This window comes from Methylobacterium sp. CCH5-D2 (assembly GCF_001556475.1).
Taxonomy (GTDB): domain Bacteria; phylum Pseudomonadota; class Alphaproteobacteria; order Rhizobiales; family Beijerinckiaceae; genus Methylobacterium; species Methylobacterium hispanicum.
Genome location: NZ_LSIX01000029.1, coordinates 1 through 5,624, shown reverse-complemented (window position 1 = coordinate 5,624; position 5,624 = coordinate 1). Strand labels below are relative to the sequence as shown.

The 5,624-nt window shown below is 71.8% G+C and carries 5 protein-coding genes; 4 read left to right on the top strand and 1 reads right to left on the bottom strand.

Annotated features, from left to right (window positions below):
• Together AX737_RS00655 and AX737_RS00650 are read left to right on the top strand one after the other, a co-directional pair.
• The coding region (locus AX737_RS00655; protein ID WP_156453442.1) for a DUF2497 domain-containing protein at positions 1–269 on the top strand (269 nt) is incomplete at its 5' end.
• A 96-nt stretch (positions 270–365) separates the two neighbouring features.
• A complete protein-coding gene (locus AX737_RS00650; RefSeq protein WP_066918186.1) occupies positions 366–3,080 on the top strand; it encodes a valine--tRNA ligase in 2,715 nt (904 codons plus the stop codon).
• A 4-nt stretch (positions 3,081–3,084) separates the two neighbouring features.
• Here AX737_RS00650 and sugE read toward each other — a convergent pair whose 3' ends face one another.
• Positions 3,085–3,399 carry a quaternary ammonium compound efflux SMR transporter SugE gene (gene sugE, locus AX737_RS00645; protein WP_066918184.1) on the bottom strand — a complete coding sequence of 105 codons (315 nt, stop codon included), beginning with the start codon at positions 3,397–3,399 and terminating at the stop codon, positions 3,085–3,087.
• A 170-nt stretch (positions 3,400–3,569) separates the two neighbouring features.
• Between sugE and AX737_RS00640 the strand changes: the two genes are divergently transcribed.
• Together AX737_RS00640 and AX737_RS00635 are read left to right on the top strand one after the other, a co-directional pair.
• The gene (locus AX737_RS00640; RefSeq protein ID WP_066918182.1) at positions 3,570–5,081 is read left to right on the top strand and encodes a Do family serine endopeptidase; all 1,512 of its coding nucleotides are present in this window, start codon (positions 3,570–3,572) and stop codon (positions 5,079–5,081) included.
• A 109-nt stretch (positions 5,082–5,190) separates the two neighbouring features.
• On the top strand, positions 5,191–5,624 hold a 434-nt coding region (locus tag AX737_RS00635), incomplete at its 3' end, for a hypothetical protein (protein ID WP_066918180.1).

Sequence of the window (5,624 nt, the reverse complement as noted above, 5' to 3'; positions counted from 1 at the left end):
AGATCAGGGGCTCGGCCCGCGCCCCCGAGCCGGTCTTCGCCGAGCCGGCGCCGGCCGAGCCCCTGATCTCGGCCGCGACCGATGCCAGCGTGAACAGCGCCTTCAACGCGCTCGCCCACACGGTGCTGTCGCGCAACGCCCGGACGCTGGACGACCTCGTCGCCGAGATGCTGCGGCCGATGCTGAAGGCGTGGCTCGACGACAACCTGCCGGTGATGGTCGAGCGGCTGGTCCGCGCCGAGATCGAGCGGGTCTCCCGCGGGCGCTGATCCCGCGCGAGATGGGCGTGCCGTGTTGACGGGACGCCCGCGACGGGTTGAAAGCGGGCAGCTTCCAGACACGCCCGCGATCGGCCCGTACACCCCATGATGGACAAGACCTTCGATCCCGCCGCCGTCGAGGCGCGCGTATCCGGCGCCTGGGAGGCCGAGGGCGCCTTCCGCGCCGGCCGCCCCGAGCGCGCGGGCGCCGAGCCCTACTGCATCGTCATCCCGCCGCCGAACGTGACGGGCACGCTCCATATGGGGCACGCCCTCAACAACACGCTGCAGGACGTACTCTGCCGCTTCGAGCGGATGCGCGGCAAGGACGTGCTCTGGCAACCGGGCACGGACCATGCCGGCATCGCCACGCAGATGGTCGTGGAGCGCAAGCTCGCCGCCGACGGCGAGCCGGACCGCCGCTCGCTCGGCCGCGAGGCCTTCCTGGAGCGGGTCTGGGCCTGGAAGGCGGAATCGGGCGGCGCCATCGTCAACCAGCTCAAGCGGCTGGGCGCCTCCTGCGACTGGTCGCGCGAGCGCTTCACCATGGACGAGGGCCTCTCGGCCGCCGTCCTCAAGGTGTTCGTGGACCTCCACGCGCAGGGGCTGATCTACCGCGACAAGCGGCTCGTGAACTGGGATCCGAAGTTCCAGACCGCGATCTCGGACCTCGAAGTTCAGCAGATCGAGACCAAGGGCAACCTCTGGCACTTCGACTACCCGGTCGTGGACGAGGGCGGCGCCGAGACCGGCGCGGTCATCACGGTCGCGACCACGCGGCCCGAGACCATGCTGGGCGACACGGCGGTCGCGGTCCACCCGGAGGACGAGCGCTACACGGCCCTCGTCGGCAAAAGGGTGCGCCTGCCCCTGGTCGGCCGCCTGATCCCGATCGTGGCGGATACATATTCCGATCCCGAGAAGGGCACCGGCGCGGTGAAGATCACCCCGGCGCACGACTTCAACGACTTCGAGGTCGGCAAGCGCCACGGCTGCGCGCTGATCAACGTGCTCGACCCCGAAGCGCGCATCCTCATCGACGGCAACGCGGCTTTCCTGGCCGATGCCGCGCCCGAGGCCGAGACGCTGGCGCTCCACGGCCTCGACCGGGCCGAGGCGAGGAAGCGCGTCGTCGCCCTGATGGAGGAGCGTGGCCGCCTGCGCCAGATCGAGCCGAACACCCACGCGGTGCCGCACGGCGACCGCTCGGGCGTCGTCATCGAGCCCTATCTGACCGACCAGTGGTACGTGAACGTCAAGCCGCTGGCCGAGCGCGCGCTCCAGGCGGTCCGCGACGGGCAGACCCGCTTCGTGCCGGACAACTACGAGAAGATCTTCTTCCAGTGGCTGGAGAACATCGAGCCCTGGTGCATCTCGCGCCAGCTCTGGTGGGGCCACCAGATCCCGGTCTGGTACGACGACGAGGGCGGCGTCTACGTCGCGCTGGACGAGGCCGGGGCGCTGGAGAAAGCCGAGGCCGCGCGCGGGCGCCCGGTCGCGCTCACCCGCGACCCGGACGTCCTCGACACGTGGTTCTCCTCGGGCCTCTGGCCGTTCTCGACGCTCGGCTGGCCCGAGAGCACGCCGGAACTCGCCCGCTTCTACCCGACCAGCACCCTCGTCACCGGCAAGGACATCCTGTTCTTCTGGGTCGCCCGCATGATGATGCTGGGCCTGCACGTCACCGACCGGGTGCCCTTCGCGACCGTCTACCTGCACACGCTGGTGCGCGACGCGTCCGGCGCCAAGATGTCGAAGTCGAAGGGCAACGTGGTCGATCCGCTCGGGCTGATCGATCAGTACGGCGCCGACGCGCTGCGCTTCACGCTCGCCGCGATGGCCGCGCAGGGGCGCGACATCAAGCTCGCGGTCAACCGCGTCGAGGGCTACCGCAACTTCGCGACCAAGCTCTGGAACGCCGCCCGCTTCGCCGAACTCAACGGCTGCCGGCTCGATCCCGCCTTTCGGCCGGAGGCCGTGCGCCAGCCGGTCAACCGCTGGGCGCTCGGAGAGGCCGCCCGCGCGGTCGCGGAGGTCGAGGGCGCGCTCGACGCCTACCGCTTCAACGACGCGGCCACCGCCGCCTACCGCTTCGTCTGGAACATCTTCTGTGATTGGTACCTAGAGCTGGCCAAGCCCGTGCTCCAGGGTGAGGGCGTCGAGGCCGGCCTGAAGGCCGAGACGCAGGCGAGCGTCGCCTTCCTGATCGACCAGATCGCCAAGCTCCTGCACCCGTTCATGCCCTTCCTCACGGAGGAGCTCTGGGCGATCAAGGGCGCGGACCTGCCCGGGCGCGGCCTGCTGGCGCTGGCCCCCTGGCCGGCGCTCGCCGGTCTCGCCGACGCGGGGGCCGAGGCGGAGGTCGGATTCGTGGTCGATCTCGTCACGGAGGTGCGCTCGGCCCGCTCCGAGACGAGCGTGCCGGCCGCCGCCCAGGTGCCGCTGGTGATCGTCGGTGCGAGCCCCGAGGTGCGGGCCCGGATCGAGGCATGGCGCGACACGCTGGTGCGCCTCGCCCGCCTCTCGGAGATCGCCTTCGCGGACGCCGCCCCGAAGAACGCCGTGCAACTGCTCGTGCGCGGCAGCGTCGCCGCGCTGCCGCTGGAGGGGATCGTCGATCTGGCCGCCGAGGTCGCGCGCCTCCGGAAGGAGGCCGCCAAGGCCGAGGGCGAGATCCGCAAGATCGACGGCAAGCTCGGCAACGCGGACTTCATCGCACGCGCACCCGAGGAGATCGTGGAGGAGAACCGCGAGCGCCGCGAGGCGGAAAGCGAGCGGCTGGCCAAGATCCGAGAGGCGCTGACGCGGCTGGAGGGCTGAGGCCTCAGCCCGCGAACTTGAGCCCCGCGATCCCCGCCACGATCAGCCCGATGCAGGCGATCCGGGCGGCGGTCGCGGGCTCGCCGAACAGGACGATGCCGAGGATCGCGGTGCCGACCGCGCCGATGCCGGTCCAGACCGCGTAGCCGGTCCCGACCGGCAGGGTGCGCAGCGCGATCGCGAGCAGAACCACGCTCGCCGCCATCGCGGCGAGGGTCAGCACCGAGGGCACGATCTTCGTGAAGCCCTCCGTGTATTTGAGGCCGATAGCCCAGCCGGTCTCGAGCAGACCGGCGACGAGGAGGAGGATCCAGGCCACGTGTCGGCGTCTCCCAGGGTTGCGCGCGCTGTTTGCGCGACGGGAGCGCCCGAACCAAGCCCGAACCTGACCAAACCGTAATGCGCCCGCCACCGGTGGGTCAGGGGCAGGGGTCTAGGACAGCGTCATCGCCGCCCGCGCGGCGCACAGCTTTCCGACCGGAGACCCCGATGCCCGAGACCCGTACCCACCGCCGCGCCCTCGCCTCCGTGGCCGCAGCCGCGCTTCTGGCGGGCGGCGCGATCGGCGGCGCCTACCTGCCGGCCGCCACCCCGGCCTACGCGCAGGCCCTGCCCAAGACCCCGATCGAGGCCCCCGAGCACCCGCCGGGCTCGTTCGCCAACATCGTCGACAAGGTGAAGCCCGGCGTCGTCTCGGTGAAGGTCAAGCTCGACGACACCGCCAGCATGGACGACGACGACGGCCCCAGCCAGGGCGGCCGCAACATGCAGAACGTGCCGCCGCAGCTGCGCGAGTTCTTTCGCCGCTTCGGCCAGAACGGCGGGCCGGGCGGCCAGCAGCAGCGGGGCGGCAGCCGCGGCGCCGTAGGCTCGGGCTTCATCATCTCGGCCGACGGCTACGTGGTGACGAACAACCACGTCGTGGACCACGGCAAGACCGTGCAGGTCACCCTCGACGACGGCCGCACCCTCGACGCCAAGGTCATCGGCAAGGATTCCAAGACCGACATCGCCCTTCTGAAGATCAAGGAAGCCGGCAGCTACCCCTACGTCCAGTTCGGCAAGGGCGCGCCGCGCGTCGGCGACTGGGTGGTGGCGATCGGCAACCCGTTCGGCCTCGGCGGCACGGTGACGGCGGGCATCGTCTCGGCCCGCGGCCGCGACATCGGCGCCGGGCCCTACGACGACTTCCTGCAGATCGATGCGCCCATCAACAAGGGCAACTCGGGCGGCCCCACCTTCAACGTCAACGGCGAGGTGGTGGGCGTGAACACCGCGATCGCCTCGCCCTCGGGGGGCAGCGTCGGCCTCGCCTTCGCGATCCCGGCCGAGACGGTGCAGGCCGTGGTCGAGCAGCTGCGCACGGACGGCAAGGTCGCCCGCGGCTATCTCGGCGTGCAGGTCCAGCCCGTGACGCAGGACATCGCCGAGGGCCTCGGTCTGGCGAAGCCCAAGGGCGTGCTCGTCGATCACGCCGAGGACGGCACGCCCGCCGCTAAGGCGGGCCTGAAGTCCGGCGACGTGATCGAGAAGGTCAACGGCGACCCGATCAACGATGCGAAGGAGCTGTCGCGCAAGATCGCCGGCCTCAAGCCCGGCGCGAAGGTCGATCTCGCCTACCTCCGCGGCGGCAAGGCCGACACCGCGACGGTGACGCTCGGCTCGCTGCCGAGCGACGGCAAGGTGGCGAGCCGGGGCGATTCGGAAACGAACGGGCAACCGCGGCTGGGCCTCAGCCTCGCGCCGGCCTCCGAGGTGGGCCTCGCCGACCAGGGCGTCGCGGTGGTCGAGGTCGATCCGGACGGGCCGGCCGCCGCCAAGGGCATCGAGCAGGGCGACCTGATCCTGGATGTCGGCGGCCAGAGCGTCAGCAAGCCCTCGGAGGTCGCGGCGCAGATCCGTTCGGCCGAGAGCGCCGGCCGCAAGGCGGTGCTGATGCGGGTGAAGAGCGGCAAGGGCGTCACCCGCTTCGTCGCGGTGCAGCTCAACAAGGCGGGTTGAGGCCGCTCCCGCCTCAGGATCCACGGGAAGGCGCCGACCGGCAGCGGGCGGCGCCTTCCGCGCGTTCGGCCCCTATTCAGCGGCGCCGGGCACGGTCTACATCGGTGCCATGCGCGCCGCACCGCTCCTCCTCGCTTTCGCCTGCCTCGCCGCTCGGCCGGCGCGGGCCGATTCCTGCGACGCGCTCGCGGCCCGGGTGATCCGCGTCACTGGCGCCTCGCTCGCCGGCCGGGCGGAGCCGGGCGCGGTGTTCCGGGCGGCGCATGCCGACCGGATGAGCCTGGATTGCCGGGCCCCCGCCCGCATCGTGATCGGCTCGGGCGAACGCCGGCCGCCCGTCGGCTGGTTCACGCTGGTCGGGCTCGCGGCCGAGGCGCTGGGCAAGGCCCGGCTCCGGGACGCGCAGGCGGCAGCGCTCAACCTCCACCAGGACTCGCTGCTCGCCGAGGTGCCGATGCAGGCGCGCGTCGGCGGCGTGATCCTGCGCTGCGATACAGGCCCGCGCGCCTGCATCGGCACCTCGGCGAGCAGCGAGTCCTGGTG